The organism is Brucella sp. BE17, from assembly GCF_039545455.1.
In the GTDB taxonomy this organism is placed as follows: domain Bacteria; phylum Pseudomonadota; class Alphaproteobacteria; order Rhizobiales; family Rhizobiaceae; genus Brucella.
In genome coordinates, this window is the sequence record NZ_CP154468.1 from 1,432,501 (window position 1) to 1,459,219 (window position 26,719).

Below are 26,719 nucleotides of genomic sequence, written 5' to 3' on the forward strand. Positions count from 1 at the left end.
CCAGCCGATCTAACACCCTTGACCGCATTGGCACTGGGTGTTCTGGCAGAAGAAGCTGGTATTCCGGCAGGCGTTTTGCAGATCGTCACCGGAAAATCCCGTGAGATTGGTGCGGAACTCACATCAAGTGAAGTGGTGCGTAAACTTTCCTTCACTGGTTCCACGGAAGTGGGCCGTGTTTTGATGGAACAATGCGCGCCAACCATCAAGCGCCTGTCACTGGAACTGGGCGGCAACGCCCCTTTTATCGTATTCGATGATGCCGATCTTGACGCAGCCGTCGATGGTGCGATGACTTCCAAATACCGCAATGCGGGCCAGACCTGCGTCTGCGCCAACCGCATCTATGTGCAGCGCGGAGTCTATGATCAGTTTGCCGAAAAGCTTGCCGCCAAAGTCAAGGAACTCAAAGTCGGCAACGGTACGGAACCCGGTGTCGTGATCGGCCCGCTGATCGAAGAAAAAGCGCTCACCAAGGTCAAAGCCCATATAGAAGACGCCGTTTCAAAAGGTGCAAAGCTGGTGACCGGCGGCAAGGAACTGGGCGGACTGTTCTTCGAGCCGGGCGTTTTGACCGGCGTAACGTCGGACATGATCGTGGCCAAAGAAGAAACTTTTGGCCCCTTGGCACCTCTGTTTGCCTTCGACAGCGAAGAAGAAGTCGTCAAAATGGCCAATGATACGATCTTTGGATTGGCCGCATATTTCTATACCGAGAATTTCAGCCGCGCCATTCGGGTCGGTGAAGCGCTCGACTACGGCATGGTCGGGCACAATACCGGACTGATTTCCAATGAAGTTGCGCCGTTTGGCGGTGTAAAACAATCCGGCCTCGGGCGTGAAGGCTCGAAATACGGCATCGAGGAATATCTGGAAACCAAATATATCTGCAGCGCCTATAAACGATAAAGGACCTCAGTGACAGAAAGCGGCGGCGCGCATTGTTCGCGCCGCCTTTTTTATTTATAGACGGCACAACCGCAACAACGGCGCTTCGCCGCAAAATATCCGGACATTCCATGTTACGCCGCCTCTACGACTGGACTATTTCGCTTGCCGCACGAAAATCCGCCGAATGGTGGCTCGCCATTATCGCTTTCGTGGAAAGCTCGGTTTTTCTGGTCCCCGCAGATATTTTGTTTTTGCCAATGGCGCTGGCCCGCCCTGAACGCGCCTATCGCTACGCCTTCGTCGCCACATTGTTTTCGGTTCTGGGCGGCATTGCAGGCTGGTATCTCGGGTTTCATGCCTATGAGCAGATCGCCAAGCCTGTGTTGGAAATGTATGGCAAGCTCGATACATTCGAGCAATTGCGTGGCACCACCAGCGCCGACACCATCTTGCTGATGCTCATCACATCCGGCCTCTCGCACCTGCCGCCCATCAAGGTGGTGACAATTTTGTCGGGTGCTGCAGGGATCAATATCTGGCTGTTCATCGTCTCGGCAGTGATCGCACGCGGTGCGCGTTTCTTCCTGCTTGCCTGGCTGTTACGCCGTTATGGTGAACCGATCCGCGAATTCATCGAAAAACGTCTGGGACTTCTTGCCGGTCTCTTTGCGATTTTTCTGATCGCGCTTTTTTTCGCCGTAAAATATCTTCATGGATAAGCGGATCAGGATAAAATGCGACACGCTTTAAGCCGCGACAGGACGTTTTACATGGCATTCGCACTCAATAATCCGACCGGAAAAATACAATTCTGGACTGCCGGAATTTTAACGCTGGGGCTTGCGGCAACAGTCGGCACCGCGCTCGGCTTTGAGCATATTGGTGGCTTCATGCCCTGCAAGCTCTGCCTCGAACAACGCACGCCTTATTATATCGGTATCCCGATTGCCGCATTGGCGTGGATTTCCGTGGCGTGGATTTCAAGTGGATTGAAATGGCGATCCATCCTGATCCGTGGCCTTATCCTGATCGCCGCACTGCTGATGACCTATGGTCTGGCGATGGCAATCTTTCATACCGGCGTGGAACTCAAATACTGGGCGGGACCAGCAGATTGCAGTGCTGCTTCGATTAAAATCACGCAGGATGCCGGTAATCTCTTAAGCGATCTGAACGCCACACGCCCCCCTTCATGCGACAGTGCGCCGGGGCATTTCCTTGGCCTGTCCTTTGCCGGATGGAATGTCGTCGCAAGTTTTCTGTTTGCAGCCGTCGGCTACTATGGGGCTTTTGCAAAGGGTCGGAAATAAGGAAACAAAGACTGCGGGCTACGGCTCCAGTTCGACATCCCAGTAAAGGAAATCGAGCCAGCTTTCGTGCAGATGGTTGGGCGGGAAAAGACGTCCGTTATTGTGTAGGTTCTGCATGTTGGGCATGACGGGTTTCTGCCGTGGCCACATGCGGGCGCTGGCGGGCATCAGGCCACCTTTACGCAGATTGCAGGGGGAGCAGGCGGCAACCACATTTTCCCATGTCGTCTCGCCGCCATGACAGCGTGGAATGACATGGTCGAAGGTGAGATCATGGGGGGAGCCGCAATATTGGCATTCGAAACGGTCGCGCAGGAACAAATTGAAGCGCGTAAAAGCCGGATGGTTTGGCGGCTTCACATAGTCCTTGAGACAGATGACGCTTGGAACACGCATGGAAAACGACGGGGAGGACACGATCTGATCGTATTCGGCCACAATATGGACGCGCTCAAGAAAAACCGCCTTGATCGCGTCCTGCCATGACCAGAGCGATAAAGGGTAATAGCTCAGCGGACGATAATCCGCATTCAGGACCAGCGCAGGATAATTGCTGCTCGATACGGTCCGGGGAGAGACGGCAACATTCAAAGGCGCACCTCCTTCAGAGCATCTCCCGAACACCGTTTCACACGTTTCGGGACATACTCTTCATCCGAGCGCCTCGCGTCCTTCATGGGCGCAACCCACGACGCTCCAATCTGGTTAAGGCGGCATCACAATGCACAGAGGATCGAGGATCTGCGAATCGAAATACCGTCATCACCTGATGGAAATAATGTAAGCGCGACGTGACAGGATTGTGAAGCAGAAACGTATTTATCCGTTTCATAACACGCAAGTTTTACAGAAGCGGCACCGCATCACGCCCCTTGATTGCAGCGTAATAAGCCCAGAACAAACGGGCTGCCACGCCGCGCCATGGCGACCAGCCTTCCGCAAGCACGCGCAAGGCCGCCGCATCCGGGCGAATATCATAGGCAAAGGCATGCCCAACGGCTGCCTGAAGCGCCACATCGCCCGCCGGAAACACATCAGTGTGACCGGCTGCAAACAGCAAATAGACCTCTGCGGTCCATGGTCCGATGCCTTTGAGTTCAGTCAGTACGGCAATGGCTTCTTGCGCATTGAGATCGCAAAGACCATGCAGGTCAATTGCATTATTAGTGAGCGCTTCACTGACAGCCAACAGCGTACGTTGTTTGGGCCGCGAAAGTCCGGCAAGCCGCCAAGCCTCCTCGCCGCCAGCGACATAAGTTTCCGGCGTCAGCGGGTCGACTACCTGTTTGAGCCTGCCCCAGATCGCGCTCGCACTCGCGGTCGAGACCTGTTGGGCCACGATGATCGAAGCAAGGCTTTCGAACCCCGGTTTCGAGCGACGCAATTGCACCGCATTGGCGCGAGCGCGGATTGCTGCAAGACGCGTGTCGAGAAGAACAAGCACATCAAGCCCCGCTTCAACATCGTCCAATGTCTCGATCCGCTGCATGATCCCACCTTTCATTCTGCTAATGGTCAGCGTAGCAATGGAAGTTAATGACAATCAACTGACTCGGCACAACTCATGTCTCGCCCCGTATATCGTTTTGCGCCAAGCCCCAATGGCAGACTGCATCTTGGCCACGCCTTTTCCGCGCTGTTGAACCAGCGCATGGCGAAAGATACGGGCGGGCGTCTTCTTTTGCGCATGGAAGACATCGATGCGGCACGCTGCACGCCCGCACTTGAAGCGGGCATCTATGACGATCTCTATTGGCTTGGCCTTGAATGGGAGCAGCCGGTGCGCCGTCAATCGGAGCATTTTGCCGAATATCGCAATGCGCTGACTCGTCTCGCCGATATGGACCTTGTCTATCCGGCGTTTTTAAGCCGTGGCGAAGTGCGCGAGCGCATCGGAGCAGTTTTGGCCACGGGCAATAAATGGCCCTGCGATCCCGATGGTACGCCGCATTACCCGCAAGGCGAACGCAGTTTGAGCGAAAAGGAACGCATGCACCGCATCGCCTCCGGCGCACCCTATGCATGGCGGCTTGATATGGACAAGGCGCTTGCCCAATTGAATGATGCGCTTTTGTGGCATGAAAGCGGTGCCGGACCAGAGGATGAAACAGGCATGATCCGCGCTGATCCGGCGCGTTGGGGCGATGTGATATTGGCTCGAAAAGACACGCCCACCAGCTATCATCTTTCGGTCGTGGTGGACGATGCGTTGCAAGGTGTAACGCATATAGTGCGCGGGCGTGATCTTTATCATGCGACCGCGGTGCATCGCCTTTTGCAAACATTGCTGGGACTGCCAGAACCGCAATATCATCACCATACGCTGATCCTTGCAGAAGACGGGCAAAAACTCTCCAAAAGCCGCAATGATACGGCCTTCGAAAGCCTGCGGGCACAGCGTTGGACACCATCCGACATTCGCTCAAAGTTGAAACTCTGATGGTATTTTCGCCTCAGCGTCACAAATGATGTGCTTTGGTAGCGATTGACGAAAGTCTTTCAAAGCGCTTGAGTGCCAATCAGAAAAAGCGTTTCGAAGGAGCCAAGGCCATGAGCAATTACGTTGAGATCGAAGGTTTGCGTGTTGCCCCGGAACTGGTAGATTTTCTGGCACAGGAAGCAGCACCGGGCACCGGCGTAGAACCGCAAAAATTCTGGCAGGGCTTTGCCGCCATTATTCGAGACCTTGCACCGAAAAATCGGGCTCTTCTGAAAAAACGTGACGCAATTCAGGCCAAGATCGATGACTGGTACAGACAAAACCGTGACAGAAGCTACAGCCCGGTCGAATACCAGAGTTTTCTGAAAGAGATCGGCTATCTGCTGCCGGAAGGTGACGCTTTCAAAGTCTCGACCGCCAATGTCGATCCGGAAATCGCCCATATTGCCGGTCCGCAACTGGTCGTGCCGGTGATGAATGCGCGTTATGCGTTGAACGCCGCCAATGCGCGTTGGGGTTCGCTCTATGATGCGCTTTACGGCACCGATGCGATTGCTGAAAACAATGGTGCGGAAAAGGGCAAAGGCTACAATCCGAAGCGTGGCGAAAAAGTCATCGTCTGGGCGAAGAATTTTCTCGATGAAAGCGCACACTTGGCCGCGGGCAAATGGGCGGACGTGACTGGCCTTGCGGTGAAGGATGGAACACTTGCCATCACGCTTTCTGATGGTTCGACTACCGGCCTGAAGGATGCAGGTCAGTTCAAGGGTTATAATGGCGATGCTGCACATCCGACACATGTGCTTTTGGCGCGCAACAACATGCATGTCGATATCGTCATCAATGCCGACCATCCGATTGGCCAAAGCGATCCCGCACATATTGCCGATATGGTTCTGGAATCCGCCATCAGCACCATTCAGGACTGCGAGGATTCGATTGCAGCCGTCGATGCGACAGACAAGGTTACCGTCTATCGCAACTGGCTTGGCCTGATGAACGGCAAGCTGGAAGACACTTTCGAGAAGGGCGGCAAGCAGATCACCCGCCGCCTTAACGAAGATCGCAGCTATACGGCCCCTGACGGATCAATCCTCACGCTCAAGGGACGCTCCTTGATGCTGGTACGTAATGTCGGTCACCTGATGACCAATCCGGCCATTATCGATGCCGACGGCAACGAGGTGCCGGAAGGCATAATGGATGCTGCCTTCACCGGCCTGATCGCGCTGCATGATATCGGCGCAAATGGTCGCCACATGAATTCACGCGAAGGTTCGGTCTATATCGTCAAGCCCAAGATGCACGGGCCGGAGGAAGTGTCCTTTACCAACGAGATTTTTACCCGCGTTGAAGCTTTAACCGGTATGAAGCCGAATACGCTCAAGATGGGGATCATGGACGAGGAGCGCCGCACCACAGTCAATCTCAAGGAATCGATCCGCGCCGCAAAAGATCGTGTCGCCTTCATTAATACCGGCTTCCTCGACCGTACTGGCGATGAAATCCATACGTCGATGGAAGCTGGTCCGATGATCCGCAAGGGCGACATGAAGCAGTCGGCGTGGATAAGCGCCTATGAGAACTGGAATGTCGATATCGGTCTTGAATGCGGACTGTCCGGTCATGCGCAAATCGGTAAGGGCATGTGGGCTATGCCCGACCTCATGGCAGCGATGCTGGAGCAGAAAATTGGGCACCCCAAAGCGGGTGCCAATACGGCATGGGTCCCCTCGCCCACCGCCGCCACCCTTCATGCCACGCATTATCATAAGATCGATGTTGCAGATGTGCAGGAAAAACTCAAAAGTAGGCCGCGCGCCAGTCTCGACGATATTTTATCGGTGCCGGTCACAACGCGCCCAAATTGGACGCCGGAGGATATCCAAAAGGAAATCGACAACAATGCACAAGGGATACTTGGCTATGTCGTGCGCTGGATCGATCAGGGTATCGGTTGCTCAAAGGTGCCCGACATCAACAATGTCGGACTGATGGAAGACCGCGCCACTTTGCGCATTTCCGCCCAGCACATCGCCAACTGGCTCCACCACGGCGTCGTGTCAGAGGCCCAGGTCATGGAAACCCTGAAACGCATGGCCAAAGTTGTCGATGGGCAAAATGAAGGCGATCCGCTCTATCGCCCGTTGGCTGCGGATTTCGATCAATCGATTGCCTTTCAGGCAGCTTGCGATCTCATCTTTAAGGGCCGCGAACAGCCCAACGGCTATACAGAGCCAGTGCTACACCGCCGCCGCTTGGAGTTGAAATCACGATAAACGAAAAAAAGTGCTTCGCCGTTGGCGAGGCGTTTGTTTCAGTTCATTTCCCTCACCTCATGCGCAACGGACTTGTCGACAAAAGCCATAAGCCCCGCATCGTCCGGATCAAGGCAGAGAAAACTATTGGCGTCGCCGAACAGAAAATAGCCATTGCGTAGGTTTAAGCCACCAATCAAAACCACACCAAATACTTCTGCACCCACACAGGCACTGTCTAGAATGAACCGTCTCAGAGAGAGGCCGTAATGCCGCCGTCGACATACAGCACATGACCGTTGACGAAGGAAGCAGCGTCTGATGCGAGGAATATGCAGGCACCTTGCAGTTCTTCTATCTGCCCCCACCGTCCGGCCGGGGTACGTTTTTTGAGCCATATGGAAAATTCATGGTCCGCAACCAGTGCGGCGTTCAGAGGCGTATCAAAATACCCCGGTGCAATGGCATTGCATTGCAGGCCGTGGCGTGCCCAGTCCGTCGCCATGCCCTTGGTCAGATTGCCGACAGCGCCTTTGGTTGCCGTATAGGGCGCGATTCCGGGACGCGCCAGCGCGGTTTGCACGCTTGCGATATTGATGATCTTGCCGGACTTACGCGTGATCATGTGTCTTGCAACAGCCTGAGAAACATTGAAAACTGACGAGATATTAGTTTTCAGCAGAAGTTCAAAAGCGTCGGCCGGAAAATCCTCCAAGGGTGAACGATGCTGGATGCCGGCATTGTTGACGAGAATGTCGATCGCGCACGCCTCAGCCTCTAACCTGTCAATTGCATCACGTACAGCGAAGTGGTCAGTCACATCGACCGCAAGAGTCGACACACCTTCACCCAGCTTTGCTGCGGCTCGGGCGAGCTTGTCTGCATCGCGTCCGTTGAGTATGACATTAGCGCCTGCTGCCTTCAGGCCCTCCGCTAGTCCGTAGCCAATGCCCTGACTGGAGCCAGTCACAAGTGCCGTTTTGCCTGAAAGATCGAATAGAGTATACGCCACGGTCATCTCACCTCAGTCCATTAATATCCCAGATTATTTTCAGTGTGGGAGACAGCCTCTTCAAACACCGCGGCAATCTCATCCACCTGCTCCTCATCGATGATGAAGGGCGGGCAGAATGTAATGGTATTACCCTGTGGGCGAAGAATGATACCGGCATTTCGGGCACGCTGGTCAATCTTTTGCAGAACCTGCCGTTCAGCCGCAAAAGGCTGTTTCGTCTGTCTGTCGGCGACTATTTCCGCGCCCAACAACAATCCCTTACCACGCACATGGCCAACGATTGAGTAATTTTCTGCAATGCGCTGCAGATGGGCAATCAACCTGTCCCCAAGCGTTGAAACGCGGTTCAAAACCTCCATTTCCCGGTAAAGAGCAATGGCCTCGGTAACGATGGCCGCACCGACCGGATGTCCGGAATTAGTAAAGCCATGGCCGAAATTGGTGCTGCCGCTATTAATACTTTTGACGGACTGGTAGATCTCCTGAGACACGGCAACCGCCGAGATCGGAAAGTAAGACGACGACAGGCCCTTGGCCATAGCCATCATATCCGGCTTGATTCCCATGGTATCGCAGCCAAACCACTGGCCGGTGCGACCGAAACCGCAAACGATCTCATCTGCCAGAAACAGGATACCGTACTTTTTCAAAATGGCCTGAACCTTGGTGAAGTAACTTTCCGGTGGAACAATCACACCAGCACCGGCGTTGATCGGTTCGGCAATGAACGCACCAATAGTTTCCGGTCCTTCGCGTAAAATCGCGTCTTCCAGTTCCGTTGCCAGACGTATGCAGAAGTCTTCTTCGCTCTCTCCTGCCACCGGGCCCTGATACGGATCCGGGCAAGCCACTCGCACAATACCCTCGCCCGGCAAGCCAAATTCGCGATGCATGTGCGGTAGACCGGTGAGCGAGGCGGAGAAGATTGTGGAGCCGTGAAAAGCCCGGTCGCGGGCGATGATCTTGCGGCGCCCCTCCTGTCCTAACGCCTTGAAATGCAGCCATGTTAGCTTGACCATGGTTTCAATGGCTTCGGAACCGGACGTGGCAAAAAAAACCCGCGCATCCTCAATGGGCACCAGCTCGGCAATGTCTTGGGCAGCGGTAATGGCAGCGGGAGAAGCCCGGCCGCCGAAGGTGTGGTAAAAACCAAGCGTTTCATAAGCCTTTGCCGCGGCTTGGGCCAAACGGTCGTTGGTAAACCCGAGAGAGGCGCACCACAAGCCGGCCATGGCATCCAGATACTTTTTTCCGTCACTGTCAAACACGTACGGCCCATCACCCCTGGCGATAATAAAGGGGCCTGACTGTTCGTGCTGGCTCGGGTTTGTCTGGGAGTGCAACGTGTATCTAATGTCGCGATCACGGAGCGAGTTGGAGCCGGAAATGATCATGAAAGGCCTCTATGTTGCAGGGACGGCTAAATGGCAATCACGGCGCGCTGACGGGTAGCATCTCTTTAGCGCCCCAACGGGTAACTGCTTTCGCGGGAATCGAATCTTTTGAAACCAAGGTTCGAATGATCTTATTTTTGTGGTATATCCAATTTGGTTTTACCACTTTTGTCAAGTTGCACTTTGTGCTTGCGAAGGATTCGGATAGACAAGGTTTTTGCTTACACAGGCTTGCTGATTGTAATAATCTGGCGAGTCGGAAGAAATGAGAGAACAATTTGTATGGCTCTGAGTAACACCCCGGAAACCATGAACGGCAACGAGACTTCCAAGGAAGCTCCTCCCCAACGGGCCTATGAGGGTGTGGCCAATGACATTGCGGCGATGATTCAGGCCAAATATGAAATAGGCGACAAATTGCCCGCCGAACGCGATTTTGCGACCCGTTTCAGTGTGTCGCGGCCAACCGTGCGTGAGGCGCTGCTGCGCCTTTCGCTGGCAGGTATGGTGGAAGTGCGCAAAAACAGCGGTGTCTACGTGACCAGCCGCCAGGAGATGGCCAATATAACCGAAGCTGGCACCGGCCCTTTTGAAAACCTTGATGCGCGCATTGCTGTCGAACCCGAGATCTGTGCGATTGCGGCGGGCAAGATGACCGAATCCACGCTGGCGCAGCTTGCTGACGCCATTGCCATGATGCGCTGGGAACATGCACAAGGCCGCGAGGCGGATGTGGGCGACCGCCGTTTTCACGTAACCATTGCGAGCGCCACCGGCAATGCCACGCTGGTGAGCATTGTTGATCAACTGTGGAAGACCCAGCTTGATTCCCGTATCTGGACCGAAATTCACCGCAGCATGCATATGCGTTCCTTCTGGCCGATGTGGCTGGCCGATCATCAGCGTGTTTTCGAGGCCTTACAGGCAAAGAACCCTGACGCGGCCCGCAGTGCGATGCTCAAACACATTCGCAACATCAAGGACACGCTTCTGAAAGAATCTTCACCGATGCGGTCTGGTCGGCTTGACGAATAGGCTAATGGATGGTGTTCCGTGCGCGGCCAGCCCCGCATGGAACTTTGTGACATCAGGCGGCTAGGAACGAGCGGAATTCCGGCGTTGACTGGCGTTTGAAGATTTCCTCCGGCGGTCCGTTTTCCAGAATATTGCCACCATGCATAAAGATGACGCGATCTGCGACCTTCTGGGCAAAGCTCATTTCATGGGTGACGACCACCATGGCCATGCCGGAGCGGGCCAGATCTTCCATCACACCCAGCACTTCACCTGTTAGTTCCGGGTCAAGTGCCGAGGTAACCTCATCAAACAACATCAGCTTCGGTTCCATGGCCAGAGAGCGGGCAATAGCGACTCGCTGCTGCTGGCCGCCAGACAGACGATCCGGATAGGCATCGAATTTATCGAGCAGCCCGACCTTGGCCAGAACCGCCTTCGCCTTTTGCTCTGCCTCAGACTTTGAAATATTCTTCACCAGCTTGGGTGCCAGCATGATGTTCTGACCCACGGTCATATGGGGAAACAGGTTATATTGCTGGAATACAATACCCACGTCCCGTCTCAGTGCCCGCAGTGACGCCGGCTCGTAATTCATGATGTGGGATGCAACCTCGATGCTGCCAGCCTCGATTTTTTCCAGACCATTCAGGCAGCGCAGCAAGGTGGACTTACCCGATCCACTGCGGCCCAGCAAAACAAGCACCTCACCTGCCGCCACTTCCAAGTTGATTTCATGAAGGACAACAACATCCCCGTAAGCTTTTTTCAGCCCTTTGACCTTAACGACCGGCATTCAAACGTACCTCCAGTTTGCGACTGAGCAGCGACAGCGGGAAACAAATGACAAAATAGATGACACAGACTACCGAAAAAACTTTCATGGGGGCCATGGTGGCATTGCTCATCATGGCGGCCGCGCGCATCAGTTCCATCATTCCAACAATACTGGTCAACGACGTGTTTTTGACGATCTGTACGAAGAAACCGACGGTTGGCGGCGTGGCGATGCGGATTGCCTGCGGCAGGACGACATGCTGGTAAAGCTGCCACGGAGTGAGCGCCAGGGCTTCAGCCGCCTCGAACTGGGTTCGTGGCACGGATTCAATTGCGCCCCGCCATATTTCTCCCAGAAAGGCCGAGGCAAAAAACGTCAGAGCAATAGCGGCTGCCACGAGCGGCGAAAGTGAAAACCCGATGAGGCTCAAACCGTAATAAATCAGGAAAAGCTGCATCAGCAACGGTGTGTTCTGAAACAGTTGCACATACGCGCCGCTTATAGTGCGTAAGATTGGCGACGAAGAAACCCGCGACAACGCAACGGCAAAGCCTACGATACCGCCCAACGCAAAAGTCAACAGTGACAGATACAATGTCCACTGGGCTGCCTGGATGAGAAAGAAAACATCATTGGATCCGAAATAACGCATATGCTCGGTCCCCTCACGCTTTAGGGCGGCGTGCGCCGCTGTAGCGCCATGGCCAGATGAAAGCAGCCAGCATCGACAGGATGCCACGCAGCACAAATGCGAGCGCAAAATAAATAACTGTTATAACCAGATAGGTCTCGAAGGTGCGGAAACTTTCCGACTGAATGCGACCGGCAACAGCGGTCAGTTCCTGTACCGCGATGACGGATACCACGCTGGAGCCCAGCATTTGCAACACGAACTGGCTGTTGAGCGACGGAAATACCTTGGCAAGAGCCGGTGGCAACTTGGCGTACAAGAAAACCTGATAGGGTTTCAGCGCCAGACTGTCGGCCGCTTCAATCTGCGACCGCGGAATGGATTCCAGACCAGCACGCACAATCTCGGTGATATAGGCTCCAAGATTGATGCTGAGCGCGATGCTGGCCAAGATGTAGGGCGATGGCCGGATGGGAAAACCGGCCCACATGGCAAGCTGAGGCAGGCCAAAGGCGACCATATAAAGCTGAGCCAGGAAAGGCGTATTTCTGATAACTTCGACATAGGTTGCGGCGATAGCTCGTGAAACCCGCCCACCCTCTGAGCGAGCCTTGGCGCAAAGAACCCCAAGCAGGAACCCAGAAATAGTGGCAATAACAGAGAGTTTAATCGTCATCAGCAGGCCGCTGACGATCAGATCGGATCTCTGGAAAACGGCGCCAAACTGGAAGACGTAATCCATCAGAACATCCTGAATTCGGAAGAGGATTGCCACACACGCCTGCCAGGGACAGAGATGTGTGGCATAGTGGTTTTAGCGAAAATCAGTTCAGGGCCGGCATATCGATACCTAGCCACTTTTGATGGAGCTCTCCAAGAAAGCCGCTCTTCTCATTAAAGAAGATCCATGTATTGACCCACTGCCGCAGATCCGCATCGGAACGGCGCATGGCAATGCCAGCATAAACTGAGAACGCATCAAACTTGCGTTCAAGCTGCAAGTCCGGAAAACGCTTGGCAAGGTCAGCCGCGACGCTTGTGCCGAACACGGTGGCATCAATCTGGTTGGTGGCAAGCGACTGGATGACAGTTGCGTCATCATCATAACGGCGTATATCTGCCTTGGTGGCAAAACGGGTAACGATATCGTCTTGCATGGTGCCGCGTGTAACACCTATGACCTTGCCTTCAGTTTGCTCAAAATCCTTCATTTCATTGGATTTTGGGGCAATCATCACCATCGGATACGATGTGTAAGGATTGGAAAGTGCAATGGTGGCGGCACGTTGCGGGTTGATGCCGACAGTGGCGATAACCAGATCCGCCTTGTTGGTGACAAGCGTCGGTACGCGGTTTGCGCCGGTTACCACAACCATATCCAATTCCACACCAAGATCCTTGGCAATAGCCTTTGCGATGTCGATATCCATTCCTTCAACCTGGTTGTCGGCACCGATCTGGCTGTAAGGTGGCACATCATTCTGAACGGCAATGGTGATCTTTTTCGCCGAAAGAATACGGTCGAGCGCAGATTGTGCCTGGGCTGGCATCGTGACGGTGGTGAAGGCTGCGACCGCGATAAGCGCTTGCATGGTTTTCTTTAAAAATTTCATGGCATTACCCCTCTTTTTCCGCTTTTCACGCGGGTTTGGCTGTCCTGTGGCCGGGAATGCCGGACGCACGGGTGATGAATAGATGAGACTACTGGAAACTTGCAAAATCGGGCCTTTGCCGGTGAACAGGCACAGCTTCTTCAAAGGCTTGGGAGACCTGCAAAACGCCGAGATCGTCAAACCGCTTGCCAACGATCTGCAGACCAATCGGTAGGCCGGCGCTATCAAACCCGCAAGGTACGACCGAGGCCGGATTTCCGGAGAAATTGAACGGATACATGAACTCTGCCCAAGCCATCCAGTCCCAGTCATGCTGCGGCCAGTGGTCGGGACGCATCTGAGTGGGCGGAAAGGCGGTAACTGAGCACGCAGGCGTCAGGAAGAAATCCCAATTCTCAAGGAAGCTCTGCATGTCGGCGAGGTAGTCATACTTCTCTTGACGGCGGTTTAGCCATTCCGAGGATGTGTAGTGGGCACCAGCCCGCATGCAAGCCACGTAATCGGCACCCATGCGACTTTCCCATTCCGGCAGGATGTGAAGACGACGTGCGTCCTTGGCTGTCCAAAAGAACCGGGCGAGATCTTCGCCCTTCGGACCCCATGACGGCGTGACTTCTTCAACCGTTGCACCCAGCGCTTTGAAGGCTTCTGCCGCTGCACGAATTGCCTTTTCGACGTCGGGATCAACACGAGCAAAACCAAGGTCGATGCTGAAGGCAATCTTCTTGCCCTTCATCGAGGTCTGCAGATTGGCCAGATAATCCGGCGGCATGGCCTCCGAACTGGTGTGATCGAGATAATGCGGGCCAGACATCACGCGCAGCATCATGGCGCTTTCAGCCGTAGTGCGGGACATGGGGCCAATATGAGTGCCATAATCATTATTTGACACCGGCACATGCGGCACGCGACCATAGGTTGGCTTGAGCCCAAAAATGGAGCAGAAGTGGGCTGGCATACGAATAGATCCACCACCATCCGAACCAAGATGCAGCGGACCAAAACCAGCGGATGCAGCAACTGCTGCACCCGCAGAAGATGCACCAGCATTCATTCCTTTTGCCCAGGGATTATGGGTTATGCCCAAACGCGGGCTGTAACTGAGGCCGGACCAAGCCATTTCAGAAGTCGTTGTTTTACCCAGAACCACCGCACCAGCATCCCGCAAACGCTTGACGACAACGTTATCTTCGGTGGCGACGTCAGTTGTTTCAGCATACCAGTTCGATCCCTGCTCCGTCTTGAAGCCTGCGAGATCATAGGCATCCTTGATTGTAACCGGAATGCCGAGCAATGGCTTGGAGACACCGCGCGCACGCTCTTGATCCGCCTTGGCGGCTTCGGCAAGCGCTTGATCTGCCGTGATCACCGAAAAGGCATTGAGATGCGGGTTGATCGCCTCGATACGATCAAGAATGGCCTTAGTGACTTCAGTCGCCGACAAGGCTGAGCTTTCATATGCTGACGTCAGCTCAATGGCCGACATGTAACCGATTTCAGCATATGTCGAAAAATCTGTAGTACTCACGAATTAATCCCATTTTTCTTATTATGAAGCTCAACAAGCGGCGCCACCGAAATTGGTCTAACCACTCTGGTAATTCCAGTATGACGGGAGTTTTAAATCTGTCAATTGAATTTTTGCGGATAGGAGGTTTAGGAAGCCATAGGGCCAACATCGGGAGAGTAGCCGGAAAACAAGGAGCTGAACTTTCGTGTTTGATCCCGGTATTCAATGGTGCATTATTTTCCCGTGAATGGAAGTGTGCGCTATGGGCCAGATTTACACGGAAGCACCACGACGACTGAGACAGCCCGTCGAGTAATGTACAATCGTCTAGAGAGTATGAGGGAACTTTCAAAGCGTTACAGGATCAACCACAAGACAGTAGCCAGATGGAAGAAGCGAACGTCCGTGGCCGACCTCCGTCCGGTGTGGGAGACCCACATTCCACGGCTTTGTCCTTGGAAGAGGAAGCCGCCAACGTCGCCTTTCACAGACATACATTGCTGCCGATTGATGACTGCCTCTACGCGCTCCAGCCAGCGATCCCGCAACAACCGGAACGGGTCAGACTAGTCCAATCCACCAAATGCCGGGACTAAACACTTAAGCCTATATTTGGATGCCCTGTCCCTCTGGTTTTAAAGGTACCGGTTTTCCCAGCAGAAAACCTTGTAGCTCATCACAATCCGTCTCTTGCATGAGAGACAATTGACGCTGTGTTTCAATTCCTTCTGCTGTAACCTGAATATCAAGCGCATGTGCGAGGCCGATGATCCCGCGCACAATTTTGATTGACTTCTCATCCTCATCGATATTGACGATGAATTGCCGGTCGATTTTGAGTTTGTCGATCATAAAGCGACGCAGATAAGCGATACTGCAGTAACCTGAGCCAAAATCATCAAGGACGATCCGGAAGCCACGCTTACGAAGATCTCGCACCGTAAGCGCACTTTGTTCGTCATCCATCATAATGTGTTCGGTCAGTTCGAGTTCAAACTGTTCAGGACTGCAACCAAATGATCTCACACTCGCCTCTGCCTGTTCTGCGAACGATGCAACCCGACATTGCTGCGGGGAGACGTTCACCGCCACGAATTCTCCAGGACGATGACGGGCAACACGGGCTGCGGCTTCAAGGACGTGCTGTCCCAGCTGATTGATCAGGCCTGTTGCCTCGGCCTGTGGCAGGAACTCTGCCGGACTCAACCAGCCATCTGTCGGATGGCGCCATCGCACAAGCGCCTCATGACCGACAAGGGTAAGATCGCGGCGAGAGAACAATGGTTGGTAATGCACAACAATCTGATCTTTGCTTTCCAGAGCTGTTGCCAGATCGTCTGCAATTGTCTGCTGGCGTTTTAATTCCTTATCGAGTGATGCTTTGAATGTATTGAAATTGGAGCCGCCAGAAACCTTTTGAAATTGCAAGGCGACATCAGCACGACGCACCAGCTCCTTAACCGGAAGCGGCTTTGCATCCTGATAAGATACACCAATGCTCAACTTTATCAGCACTTCCCGGCTTTTTAACAGGAAGGGCTCATGAACTGTCGCCAGAAGCCGTTTGCACAGCTTTATGACTGAATTTTTAGAAGTCGTGCCATTAACGAAAATCACAAATCCGTCTCGACCGGTTCGTGCCAAAATATCATGGCTGCGGATTTCATGCTTGAGACGGCGAACCAGTTGAAGAAAAAGCATGTCGACATCGTCTGTACCAAGCGAGAGACTCAACCGGCGAAAACGATCAATATCAATGGACAATATTGCGCACGAAGAGGACATTTTCGCAGCAAGAGGCTCAACCCTCTTTAAAAACACAACAAAATCATGAAGCGCATACTCGGACACGTATCATTCCTTTTCATCGATCACGATAGAACAAGGTACTTTTGGCCGATTAGCATGAAAATAGTGTCAAAAACGGAAACGCCCGCTCGTCGTTATTTAAATTTTGTGTATCAGGCTGCCTCAGGCTTAACAAACCATTCCCATCCACCCTTGTTGAGCGCTTTTCTACGATATAGCGCCTGGTCAGCACACCGCAAGAGAGTTTTTAAATCTGTTCCGTCCTGTGGCAGAAGGCTGGCACCTATACTGGCACCTATGCTGACAGAATTGGTGCCGAGATTTATCGGCAAGGACAGGGCGGCGGCGATGCGCGAGCAGACCTGTTCCGCTGTCTCTGGCGTGCGGATATCTGGTAGAAGAACCGCGAATTCGTCTCCGCCCATCCGGCAAACCAGATCACCGGCGCGCACACTGTCGCGCAACCGGGTCGCAACCGTTATGAGTGTTTGATCTCCCGCCTCATGTCCCCAACGATCATTGACAGCTTTAAAGCCATCAAGATCGATCAGCAGAATTCCGGTCATTGTCCCTTGCGCAGCTTCCGATTGGGCCAGCTGATCCCAGCGCTCCTGTAACATGCGGCGATTGGCAAGTTTTGTCATTATGTCTTCAAATGCCGATTGCCGTAAAGCCTGCTCGGCAATCCTGCGATCAGAAACATCGTTAAAGATAGCGATACCAAGCCCCATTTCATGAAGAAGAACACCACAGTGCTCAACGGTCTTTATTGCACCGTTGCGGCACAAAACTTCAATTTCAAAGGGGGCAATTTCTGAAATGCCGTGCTCGTGCATTTGCCAGAGATCCTGCCAGTAGGTTCTGGCTCTTTCTCGGTCGCGTTCACGCCGGTAGGTCTTGTCAATCCAGTCATCAACAGTCTCAAAACTTTTTTCTTCATAGCCGAATGTTGTGGTGAAGGCACGGTTCGTGAAGCTGATCTTTCCATCGGACAAGGAGGCCCAAGAAAGGGGAACCGGCAATGCATCAAGAATTATATGGAACTGCTGTGCGGTGAAGCCCGTCGCTCTTGCAGCCCGTTCTAGAAATTCCTTCATTCGGCGTCTCCACCTGCCTTCAACAGGCTGTTAATTTGACTCTAATCAATCCATCCATGGGCCAATAACGTCGAAAATATGTTTATCTTTGATGATGTATTATTTAAGTAAATTGTGTTTAATTAGTTCATCAATAAGCTCTGACTTAATATAGTGAGGACCATCAAAAATAAAGATATTGTATCCCCTCATGACTTTGATCTGGGGTAGCAGCTCATCGGCCGTGGCCGGGCGAAATCCCCTAATTCCAATCGGTCGGAATGCTTCGACAATAATCCTTACCCTTTGTTTTCCTAATCGCTTTACCAGCGCATCAGCATAGTCCCGCGCAACAGCGGGAGAGCGGACTTCCACGCCCACGCCGTCCTGAAAGAAAATTCCAACATCTGGCGGCAGCCAGCTAGCCACCCAATCTGCAAACTCCTTTGCGCCAATATTGTGGCCTTCATAGACACTGATCCATAACGGGCGTGGCAATTGTGCGAGCGCCTTTGGCATCAGTTGCGGCGCATCGTGCCATGATGAATCCACTTCGACAGGAAAATAGTAACCCGTAATATTAACAGGTAGCTTTTTGCGCGCTAATCTGGCCGACTGCTCGGCCAGTTCGAGAACATTTGCGCGCGCTTCCGGCTCCGAAAAACGTCCGGCAAGGCCAAGAATTACATTTTTCGCCCAGGGCTGTTGAGAGATGTCAAACCAATCGATGGGGGACTTCGGGTCGCCTCCTCCGCCGAGAAAAGAAATATTGTCCACTTGCGACCATTGTACCAGGAGCGTGTCGGCTCCAAGCTTGTCCCAATCGCCTTTGATTGCAGCCGTCGCATTATCAACCTGCCAGACAATTCCCTTGACCGGCATTTCATCCGCCCTCCAAAGCGGCGTGAGCGAACCGTTCCAGATACAATAAGAAACTATCGCTGCAACGGCTAGAACCACAGCCGGAACAAGGGTAACAATAGCCCATAGAATCCTTCGTTGCCGGGGTATCAATAGGAGCACTCCCATCAAAGCTTTTGTCGACGGAGCATCTCCTCTGTCAGGCACGCCCCATACAGTTGTTTCAGCTTGGCATCATGCCTTTTGACAGGCGCGACTGGACAGTCAGCGCCTGATCGAGTGCGTTCTGGCTGATAACGTTGCGTGCCACCAGATAGGCTCCCACCAGACCGTCCCGACTCGGAGAATAATCATGCATAGCTGCTTCAAGCGCACTTTGCGTGAGGATGCCTTCATCAACCAGCATTGCGCCAAGCAGTGGCACGCCTGCATCGATCTTGTCTGAACCATTTCCACGCAGGATACGCAGCCCCGCGTTGATGTCACGATCACGCACGATGAACTGCTGCGGCTTATAGCCCAGAACGGCCGTGACCTGGCTCACCCCTTCAGGAGACAGAGGCACCGATACCACAAGGCCTACCTTACCCGCTTCATCGGGTGCAAGAGCAAGAGTGCGCAAGCGGATGCTCAGATCGGCGGGAAGAAACGCTTTGCCCGCCAGAATCTCGGCCTCGCTGACGGAGGTCATTTCCAGACCGGCTTGAAAAGCCACGGCTTCCGCCAGAACTTCTTCTGCAAGCCAGCCTTCCTGAACAAGAATGCGGCCAAGTGGAGTATTCTTGTTTTTTTGCTTGTCGAGCGCAGAGTTGAGCTGATTTTCATCGATTGCCTGCCACGACATCAACAGATCGCCAAGCCTTTCTCCGGTCCCGACGAGCCCCTCGGAGGTCGGGAAATCGTGCATGGTCTTGTCCCAGACCAGCGGTCTTCCTGTGATTCTGTGGACAATATATTGCTTCCAGGCGCGCGACATTGCCATGAAATTCACCATGTTGCCGACCATCATGCGGGGAACGGACAAAAGTCCATGTTCCCAGCCAAACATACGACCGGTGAAATAGACCCGCTGCACAAGGCGAAGAATCAAAGCTATCGCATTGAGACCAAGGACAACACCCACCCAGCCCTGCAACGCAAGCAATGGCGGATACTGGATGCTGAGCAGTCCGGTCACGAAGGCGACCTGGAAGATGATATATTGTACCGCGAGAAAATAGGCGAGGATTGCGATGAAGGCAGTGACCATGCCCTTGCGATCGCGCATAAGAAAATAACGGTCCACCATTGATCCGCGCCAGCCAAAATAAGCCCAGCCCTGAAAGCATATGCCGAGCGACCAGCGAGCCTTCTGGCGGTAAGAAGTGCGGAATGTATTTGGGAAATATTCGCGCACGCTCAAAGGCATGCTCAAGGTCTTTTCCCGGGTGCGGCCATAACCAAACCAGCTTTTGCGCATGACACGATACTCGACGGGGAAACGCGCCAGAATTGAATGCATGCCGTGTGCGGAAAGGCGTACGCCGATATCGTAATCTTCGGTCAGTGTCTGTGTATTGAACGGCTGATTGTCCGTTTCGGAAGCCAACGTCAACAGCGCACGGCGAGAGAAACAGGTACCAACACCGGCAGATGTAACGGTTTTTGCGAGGCTTTCGCGCACGACAAGGTCTTTCGCGTGCCACTCAGCAAACTCATCCATATAGACCCCAGCCACCAGTTCATACCAGTTGCGTTCCAGTGAGCCAACGGGGATCTGGATCAGGTCCTTGCGGGGAAGCAGGTAATTGTAGAATTGCAGTTCAAGCGGATGCAGAACGTCCTCGCTGTCGTGCAGAACCACACCGGCGAATTCGATACCATGCTTCTGCTCATGCGCAAAAATTGCCTGCACGACCCAGTTCAGGCAATCTGCCTTGCAGGTCGGGCCATCATGCGGCACTTCCACGCGCACCAGCTGCCTGTAGCGGCGGCGCATCCTTTCGACTTCCTTGATCGTTGCGGCATCATTGCGATAGGTGCCAGCAAAGATCGTATAGGAGCGGTAATCGAGCGTCTGCACCATGTTTTCCAGCATGGGCGCGATGACGTCATATTCCAGCCATGCCGGAACCATGATCGCAATATGCTGTTCGGGGCGATTGCGCAATTGTTCAGGCCGCAGCGGCTGATAGCGCCGCTTGATGGTGAACGTGCGATAAATCTCTCTTACCCAGTACCAGACATCGATGAAAAGATCATCGATGCTGGAAATAAGGATAATAATAGAGACCGTAATCGCCGCATATTCCAGCCACTGATAATAATCAGCAAAAAGGTACGGCCAATAGAGAGACATTTATCCTATGCCTTTCAGTCGTTCTTCGCACGTTTACGCGCAAGATGCGCCAGAACAAAGACAAGAAGAAACGCTACGATCAGACCTGATGTAAGAAGCCAGGTTAGATTGTTAAGCCAGTTGGATGGATTAAGCAGCTTTTCCATAGTCAAGGTGCCGCCACGCCCGTCACCAGAAGCACCGGCGCTTAGATATGTTGGTGTCCCAGCGCTATTGACGGAAGCAATCGCACCTTGATCACCTACGACCGCAATATCACCACGCGGCAAGACGAAAGCTTTATTAAACTTTGGCCCAGTACCAACAGAGTTATAGGAAATGCCCGGCTCTGATCCTTTGGTAACGGCCTGAAGGACGCCGACATCGCTTAGTCCCGCAACATCATAGAAAACATTGCCCTTGCGATCTGCAATGGAAAGCCGATCCCCGCTGACCTTGACTGAATCCACGCCGCCCGCAACGGGAAGATCGAAGGCTAAAAAAGGCTTTTCAGGCGTGACCGTTGCCGAATTGGCAACGAATTTAAACTCGGCCATCGCGGGAGAAATACCCGATGCAGCAGCAACATCGATCAAAACCGGCAGGCTTTCGGTTGCTGTTTTGCCCCAGTTTTCGTCCGCGAGAACAACGGATTCGCCCGCAAGATGCGATATGAGCGTGCCGAAGTCTTCCGCCGTGCCAGCTTCCCGTAGTCGCATAGTGCTGTCTGGCAGAACTGCTACCGGATAGGCCTGCGGAATCTCACTGCATGAGCCGCTGGATGGCTGGCGTTGGAACTGCACGCGCACGGTATTGCGTGGCAGCAGCGCATATGCGGGCACATCAACCGAAATCAGTTCCGGGCGGCCATCGGCATCCAACTGCCGTGCGCCGAGCAGATAATCATTGAGGAACACCGAGGCGACCGGCAAAGTCTGCGTTGCACCCGGTGCCGCGGAGACTTTGATATCCAGACCAGATGGAACTTTTCCAGCAACAAGGCCATCGCCAAGATCGAAAGTCGTTGTCCAGTCGCCACGCGCCACGACGTCGATCGTGCTGCTCGCCTGATTGAGTGCGCCCAGCGATACGCTATCGGCATTATTCTCTGGCTTTGAAACGGTGTTCAGTATGAGACGGCTTGCTTGAGTGGAACGGCGCCAGAGGCTGTCAAAAATGCTTGCGGCATTGGTTGCCGCATCCGGTGCAACGGCAATAACGGGTCGTCCTGCGAAGCTTCTTACGGTCAAGCTTTTGGGTTCGACTGGGGCGAGAAGCGAATTGGTGTTTTCAGAAAACGCATCCAGTACTGTTTGCGTTTCCGGGTCTGCCGTCGTCAGTTCCTGCCCCAGTGCTGCGATGGCCCCTTTGAGTGGCGTTGTCAGGGCTTCATCGGCAATGGCGATGTTGGCCTTTTTGCCACCTGAATTCAGCAGAAGCCATGCACCGGCCTGTGCTTCGTTTGCAAGCGTCACTTTACCGCCCCGCGAAAGAACTGCGACGGACGGGACGGAACTCAACTCGGTCGGGATTTGTAAGCCGGCAGTATTCACCGTGTCACCGACTTTCGGTGCGGCAACGACCTCCACTTCCTTACCCGCACGCACCAGTGCGACACCGATCCGCCACGCGGCATCGTAGCTTTGTGTACCCGGCGCGTCCGAAGACACCAACAGGACGACCTTGCGCGGCAACGCAGACCAGACATCGGCCACAGTCTTAATCTGGGAAGGGTCGTAGCTGTATTCCAGATAGCTGTCCGGCGAGATTTTCAACACATTGCCGATTGCCCTATCGTCCTGACAAAGCTGTTCCCCGATCGCCGACGACCAGTTGATGCCCATGCGCACGAAGCCGCTGGGTCGCGGCGAACCATCAACGCCGATTGCGATGTTTGTCTTGCCTGCATCTTCCGTCAGGCCGCGCGCAGCCACGACATTGCCATCCAACGCCAGCGTATAGGTGGTGCGGCCCCCGTCGGCTCTGATATAGTCGCCATTGACCGCAATCGCCGGGTTTTCAAGCGCGATATTGGCCGGTACAGGCAAATAGATTTCGCGGCTTGCACTACTTGAAGCCAGAGAGAGCGCCTCATCAATGCCAAGGTCTTTGAGGCTGACTTTTTCAGTCACTCTGGTGGGCGAGACCAGCGACTGGAAAGCATTGCTGATTTCTCCTGCATTTGCGGCACCGCCAAGCGAAGTGATGAGCAGGCTTCCTGCAATTGAACCCATTATGGTGGAATTGAGCAGACGATGTTTGTTGAATACAGACTGAACCATGATTGCCCGTGCCTTTTCGAGAAAACCTAAATAAATCATGCCTGAAATGCCGGGAGAGGCATTTCCAGTAAGGATGCTGCAATGCGTTGGGAAGCAAGGCCGTCGCCATAAGGATTAACGGCGCGTGCGAAAGTGTCATAGTGGCCGGCGTCTTCGAGGAGACGCATAACCTCACCGACAATGCGGTCAGCATCAGTTCCCACGAGGCGCACTACGCCTGCGGTCACGGCTTCCGGTCTTTCAGTGACATCCCGCATGACGAGAACCGGCTTGCCGAGCGACGGCGCTTCTTCCTGCACACCGCCGGAATCGGTCAGGATAATGTCGGCCCGTTCCATGAGATAGACAAATGCAAGATATTCCTGCGGTGCGATAAGATGAACGTTATCGCGTTCGCTCAGCAGTTCATGCACCGTACCGCTGACATTAGGGTTTAGATGCACAGGGTAGACGATCTGCAGATCTTCCCGGCGCGACAGCTCCGCCAAAGCCTTGCAGATATTGCGGAAACCATCACCAAAACTTTCGCGGCGGTGGCCTGTCACCAGTAACAGGCGCCGCGATCGATCAATGAAGGAAAACGTCTTCTCAAGATTTGCCTTGATGACCGCATCATTCTGGATACGGGAAACCGTTTCCTTGAGGGCATCAATCACAGTATTGCCTGTTACCAGAATCTCACCGGCTAGCTTTTCTTCACGCAAATTGCTGGCGCTGGTGTCAGTGGGCGCAAAAAGCTTTGCCGAGACAATGTCGATCAGGCGGCGGTTCATCTCTTCAGGCCAGGGCTTGTTCAAATCATAGGTACGCAATCCCGCCTCGACATGGCCGACACGGATATTGCGGTGTTGAGCGGCAAGAGATGCGGCCATGGCTGAACTGGTGTCGCCATGTACGAGTACATAGTCCGGTCTGGTTGTGACCAGAACTTCATCCAGCCGCGAAATAACCCGACTTGTCAGCATATTAAGCGTTTGATTTGGCGCCATGACTTCGAGATCATAATCCGGCTTGATGTCAAACAGCGTCAAAACCTGATCGAGCATGGTACGGTGTTGACCGGTCACGCAGGTTATGGCTTCAATCCCGTCTTGTGCCGCAAGTGCTTTGACAACCGGTGCCATCTTGATCGCTTCGGGACGCGTCCCGAATACCGACATTACTCGCATTATCTCCACCCTGTTTAGTGTCTTCCCGTTTTCCGCAACGGAGATTATCCATATCTTTCGGGCTGAGACGGTTTTCTTGTAATGCCGTTTTCGCATCGGCACGCCCTTGCCTGACTGACGTCTCCCAGCTTAAGCCGCGATGCACTACGAAACATCAAGGCAACCGGATCACCGGAATTCGTTTCCAGAACTTCGGTCGACATTATCTCTGCCTCTGCGAAATCGTTCTCTTGAAGTTGCGCATGGATCAGCAGGTATCGATACGATTTTACATCCGCGGCCAGTCGCACAGCTTCTTCAGCGCGTTTTTTAGCGCTCGCGAAGTTGTTACGCTCAAGGGCGCGATAGACCTGATCGGCGCTGTGCCCTGCAGATTCCGCATCGGACACAACAGGCTTTTCAAGCTGGTTCGGCGCATTTTTTTGTAGTCGTGCCAGTTCAGACGCTGCAGTCGTTGCCTCTTCAGACCGTCCTGCGCGCTGCAATGCGTCGACCAGCAATGTATGCACCCGCAGCACTTCGGGCCTTTGGCGAATGGCTTCACGTACTTTTATGATGGCTGTGCAGTAATCGGCGCGGTTGAAGCCGGCATAGGCCTCATTGGCGACCTTATAAGCAGGACTGCTCAATGGAACATCGATGGTGGTTTTACTTTGCGCCGATGCCGTATTGCCAGAATATCCTGCACTATAAAGAACCGCCAAGAAACAGAGCTTCTTTACAAGTCGCAGAAAAGCGCATGAAGCCAGATAAAACTTACGACGCATGCTTCTGTTTTCCGCTATTTTAGATGTTGGCAACGTCAAAACCACAACAAATATCGCTAAATTATCATCAACTTATGGTTGTGCATTGATCCAAAAAAGAAAGCGCGTCAAGCGCTCGTTTGGTCACCTTACAGATTTAGAATCGCTATTAGCTTACAAAAAAGAGGGCGTCAATCGGATACCGCAGAAATAATGTTAATCACTATAAATGTGATTTATTCTGACAACCAATGTAAAAGCAATCCCCTTCTCGTCACGGCCCCATACTCGCCTCGCCTTTTTTTAATCGGCTACATCGCAGCGTGTTCACCAAACCCGGAAGACCTCGCGAATGTTGCGCGTATTACATCCACTTCCACCGTTTCCCCAAGCGATACTGCCCTGTGAACCGCGCTGGCTCCGATCAGCGCCTTGATAGCATCTTCGCCGGTAGCGAGCGGACTTGTACCGTGCGCGATCGCGTTCAAAAATGAGCGTATGGTCCCGACATAAGCATCATTGCATTCGAAGGGTATCTCAGCGATGCCACGGTTGGATTGATGCAACAGCCGCCCACCTGAACTCTGACCCATCATCGATTCGGCCACAATCGACCCTTCTGATCCAAGAATTGTCAAACGAGTGGTAACGTTGGCTGAAACAAAACTTTCGTGGCATTGCAGGAAAGCTCCACCACTCATTTTAATCGTATACATGATATGGTCATGTATACCGTTGCCACCAAGCATAAGAGTTCCGCCAATACCAGATGCAGACGTCGGCTCCTGCTCTAAAAGGTACCGCGCTAGATCGATACTATGCACGCTCAAATCTAGATAGATTCCGCCCTCTTCGACATTTTTGATACGCCATGTCTGCAAAGACGGCCTTAGAAGTGAGGCGTTAAGTACCGTCATCGAGCGGACGTCGCCGATCAGGCCCGATTGAAGGGACCGTTTGATTTGCTCGTGTGCGCTTTTGGCTCGTAAATGATGATTGATGCCCAATACGACGCCAGATTCAGCACATGCTTCTACCATCTCAACGGCGTCCACCAGGGAGGTCGCTATTGGCTTTTCACAGAGAATGTTTTTCTTTGCCCTGGCGGATTCGATGACCTGCGCCTTATGGCTCGAGTTAGCGGAACCGACGTAAACATGGTCTACTTCACAATCGTCTAAGGCTTGCGAGAGATCATTGGTAGCGAAAGGTATGCCCAGCTCAATTGCAAAGTATCTGGCGCGGCCAAGATCGGAGCTGACGATCCATCGAATGTCTCCTCCACAGAGCCGGACGGCATTCACAATGTACTCACGAGCTATTGTGCTCGCTCCTATGACAGCCCAACCGTTACGTTCCATTTTTGCCTCTGTTTCCCGCAGTGCCGTTGCTTCAGCGCGCCTATTGTAAAAATACAGGGATTGCATGGGGATTTCGCAGCAAGCCAAATTTGAGCGCGACGTTAAGCTGATCCGCGCCACTTTGCTTCCATTCGACAGGTAAGTATCCATCAATCTCTTCACATAAGATCAATTGGCAGCCGCTCAGCAGGTATCCCGGCTCGTGGGATGAGCGACGTGCTCAAACCGGCGGTTATCACCCAGC

At 53.4% G+C, this 26,719-nt stretch carries 24 protein-coding genes and 1 pseudogene (1 of these 25 cut by a window edge); 7 read left to right on the plus strand and 18 right to left on the minus strand.

Annotated elements, in window-relative coordinates; genetic code table 11:
- The 3 genes from AAIB41_RS17975 to AAIB41_RS17985 form a co-directional block, all read left to right on the plus strand.
- Window positions 1-909, plus strand: partial view of an NAD-dependent succinate-semialdehyde dehydrogenase gene (locus AAIB41_RS17975; protein WP_343315331.1) — the 3' portion only. The gene continues 543 nt to the left of window position 1, outside the view; the window shows 909 of its 1,452 coding nt (coding positions 544-1,452); its start codon lies beyond the left edge, outside the window; it ends in the stop codon at window positions 907-909.
- A gap of 110 nt (window positions 910-1,019) precedes the next feature.
- On the plus strand, window positions 1,020-1,610 hold the full coding sequence (locus AAIB41_RS17980; protein WP_343315332.1) for a YqaA family protein: 591 nt from the start codon (window positions 1,020-1,022) through the stop codon (window positions 1,608-1,610).
- A gap of 51 nt (window positions 1,611-1,661) precedes the next feature.
- Entirely contained in the window at window positions 1,662-2,201 is a 540-nt protein-coding gene (locus tag AAIB41_RS17985) for a disulfide bond formation protein B (protein ID WP_343315333.1), read from the plus strand.
- Window positions 2,202-2,219: 18 nt separating this feature from the next.
- Here the strand turns inward: AAIB41_RS17985 and AAIB41_RS17990 are convergent, their stop codons facing one another.
- Both AAIB41_RS17990 and AAIB41_RS17995 read right to left on the minus strand, forming a co-directional pair.
- Window positions 2,220-2,792 (minus strand): HNH endonuclease, encoded by a 573-nt coding sequence (locus AAIB41_RS17990; RefSeq protein ID WP_343315334.1) that lies wholly within the window; start codon window positions 2,790-2,792, stop codon window positions 2,220-2,222.
- Between the two features lie 253 nt (window positions 2,793-3,045).
- Window positions 3,046-3,690: a DNA-3-methyladenine glycosylase gene (locus tag AAIB41_RS17995; protein ID WP_343315335.1), complete on the minus strand. Its 645-nt coding sequence runs from the start codon at window positions 3,688-3,690 to the stop codon at window positions 3,046-3,048.
- A 75-nt stretch (window positions 3,691-3,765) separates the two neighbouring features.
- Between AAIB41_RS17995 and gluQRS the strand changes: the two genes are divergently transcribed.
- Together gluQRS and AAIB41_RS18005 are read left to right on the plus strand one after the other, a co-directional pair.
- Window positions 3,766-4,641, plus strand: a complete 876-nt coding sequence (gluQRS, locus tag AAIB41_RS18000; protein ID WP_343315336.1) for a tRNA glutamyl-Q(34) synthetase GluQRS — start codon at window positions 3,766-3,768, stop codon at window positions 4,639-4,641.
- 110 nt (window positions 4,642-4,751) lie between these two features.
- On the plus strand, window positions 4,752-6,920 hold the full coding sequence (locus AAIB41_RS18005) for a malate synthase G (protein WP_343315337.1): 2,169 nt from the start codon (window positions 4,752-4,754) through the stop codon (window positions 6,918-6,920).
- Window positions 6,921-6,958: 38 nt separating this feature from the next.
- Here AAIB41_RS18005 and AAIB41_RS18010 read toward each other — a convergent pair whose 3' ends face one another.
- From AAIB41_RS18010 to AAIB41_RS18020, 3 genes are read right to left on the minus strand one after another with little or no spacing between them, the layout of a single operon-like run.
- The gene (locus tag AAIB41_RS18010; RefSeq protein ID WP_343315338.1) at window positions 6,959-7,126 is read right to left on the minus strand and encodes a hypothetical protein; all 168 of its coding nucleotides are present in this window, start codon (window positions 7,124-7,126) and stop codon (window positions 6,959-6,961) included.
- A gap of 26 nt (window positions 7,127-7,152) precedes the next feature.
- Window positions 7,153-7,911, minus strand: coding sequence for an SDR family oxidoreductase (locus AAIB41_RS18015; RefSeq protein ID WP_343315339.1), 759 nt, complete (start codon window positions 7,909-7,911; stop codon window positions 7,153-7,155).
- Between the two features lie 20 nt (window positions 7,912-7,931).
- Window positions 7,932-9,308, minus strand: coding sequence for an aminotransferase (locus AAIB41_RS18020; protein ID WP_343315340.1), 1,377 nt, complete (start codon window positions 9,306-9,308; stop codon window positions 7,932-7,934).
- A gap of 282 nt (window positions 9,309-9,590) precedes the next feature.
- Between AAIB41_RS18020 and AAIB41_RS18025 the strand changes: the two genes are divergently transcribed.
- The gene (locus AAIB41_RS18025; protein ID WP_343315341.1) at window positions 9,591-10,343 is read left to right on the plus strand and encodes a FadR/GntR family transcriptional regulator; all 753 of its coding nucleotides are present in this window, start codon (window positions 9,591-9,593) and stop codon (window positions 10,341-10,343) included.
- 52 nt (window positions 10,344-10,395) lie between these two features.
- Here the strand turns inward: AAIB41_RS18025 and AAIB41_RS18030 are convergent, their stop codons facing one another.
- From AAIB41_RS18030 to AAIB41_RS18050, 5 genes are all read right to left on the minus strand, one after another.
- Entirely contained in the window at window positions 10,396-11,118 is a 723-nt protein-coding gene (locus AAIB41_RS18030; RefSeq protein ID WP_343315342.1) for an amino acid ABC transporter ATP-binding protein, read from the minus strand.
- The gene (locus AAIB41_RS18035; RefSeq protein WP_343315343.1) at window positions 11,105-11,752 is read right to left on the minus strand and encodes an amino acid ABC transporter permease; all 648 of its coding nucleotides are present in this window, start codon (window positions 11,750-11,752) and stop codon (window positions 11,105-11,107) included. The genes AAIB41_RS18030 and AAIB41_RS18035 overlap by 14 nt, the downstream gene beginning before the upstream one ends.
- Before the next feature lie 13 nt (window positions 11,753-11,765).
- Entirely contained in the window at window positions 11,766-12,473 is a 708-nt protein-coding gene (locus AAIB41_RS18040) for an amino acid ABC transporter permease (RefSeq protein WP_343315344.1), read from the minus strand.
- Window positions 12,474-12,555: 82 nt separating this feature from the next.
- Window positions 12,556-13,344, minus strand: a complete 789-nt coding sequence (locus AAIB41_RS18045) for a transporter substrate-binding domain-containing protein (protein WP_343315345.1) — start codon at window positions 13,342-13,344, stop codon at window positions 12,556-12,558.
- A gap of 88 nt (window positions 13,345-13,432) precedes the next feature.
- Window positions 13,433-14,872, minus strand: a complete 1,440-nt coding sequence (locus AAIB41_RS18050) for an amidase family protein (protein ID WP_343315346.1) — start codon at window positions 14,870-14,872, stop codon at window positions 13,433-13,435.
- Between the two features lie 207 nt (window positions 14,873-15,079).
- Here AAIB41_RS18050 and AAIB41_RS18055 point away from each other — a divergent pair.
- Window positions 15,080-15,399, plus strand: a pseudogene (locus tag AAIB41_RS18055) (hypothetical protein); the annotation flags it as partial.
- 61 nt (window positions 15,400-15,460) lie between these two features.
- On the opposite strand, the gene AAIB41_RS18060 reads toward AAIB41_RS18055, so the two are convergent.
- From AAIB41_RS18060 to AAIB41_RS18095, 8 genes are all read right to left on the minus strand, one after another.
- A complete protein-coding gene (locus AAIB41_RS18060) occupies window positions 15,461-16,705 on the minus strand; it encodes a bifunctional diguanylate cyclase/phosphodiesterase (RefSeq protein WP_343315347.1) in 1,245 nt (414 codons plus the stop codon).
- A gap of 110 nt (window positions 16,706-16,815) precedes the next feature.
- Window positions 16,816-17,760, minus strand: coding sequence for a sensor domain-containing diguanylate cyclase (locus AAIB41_RS18065; RefSeq protein ID WP_343315348.1), 945 nt, complete (start codon window positions 17,758-17,760; stop codon window positions 16,816-16,818).
- 99 nt (window positions 17,761-17,859) lie between these two features.
- Window positions 17,860-18,621 carry a hypothetical protein gene (locus tag AAIB41_RS18070; protein WP_343315349.1) on the minus strand — a complete coding sequence of 254 codons (762 nt, stop codon included), beginning with the start codon at window positions 18,619-18,621 and terminating at the stop codon, window positions 17,860-17,862.
- Window positions 18,622-18,823: 202 nt separating this feature from the next.
- On the minus strand, window positions 18,824-20,938 hold the full coding sequence (locus AAIB41_RS18075) for a glycosyl transferase family protein (protein WP_343315350.1): 2,115 nt from the start codon (window positions 20,936-20,938) through the stop codon (window positions 18,824-18,826).
- 14 nt (window positions 20,939-20,952) lie between these two features.
- Entirely contained in the window at window positions 20,953-23,199 is a 2,247-nt protein-coding gene (locus AAIB41_RS18080; protein WP_343315351.1) for a cellulose biosynthesis cyclic di-GMP-binding regulatory protein BcsB, read from the minus strand.
- 35 nt (window positions 23,200-23,234) lie between these two features.
- Window positions 23,235-24,359, minus strand: coding sequence for a UDP-N-acetylglucosamine 2-epimerase (non-hydrolyzing) (gene wecB, locus AAIB41_RS18085; protein ID WP_343315352.1), 1,125 nt, complete (start codon window positions 24,357-24,359; stop codon window positions 23,235-23,237).
- A 53-nt stretch (window positions 24,360-24,412) separates the two neighbouring features.
- Window positions 24,413-25,135, minus strand: coding sequence for a hypothetical protein (locus AAIB41_RS18090; RefSeq protein WP_343315353.1), 723 nt, complete (start codon window positions 25,133-25,135; stop codon window positions 24,413-24,415).
- Between the two features lie 290 nt (window positions 25,136-25,425).
- Window positions 25,426-26,625 carry a Gfo/Idh/MocA family oxidoreductase gene (locus tag AAIB41_RS18095; RefSeq protein WP_343315354.1) on the minus strand — a complete coding sequence of 400 codons (1,200 nt, stop codon included), beginning with the start codon at window positions 26,623-26,625 and terminating at the stop codon, window positions 25,426-25,428.
- Between the last annotated feature and the right edge of the window lie 94 nt (window positions 26,626-26,719).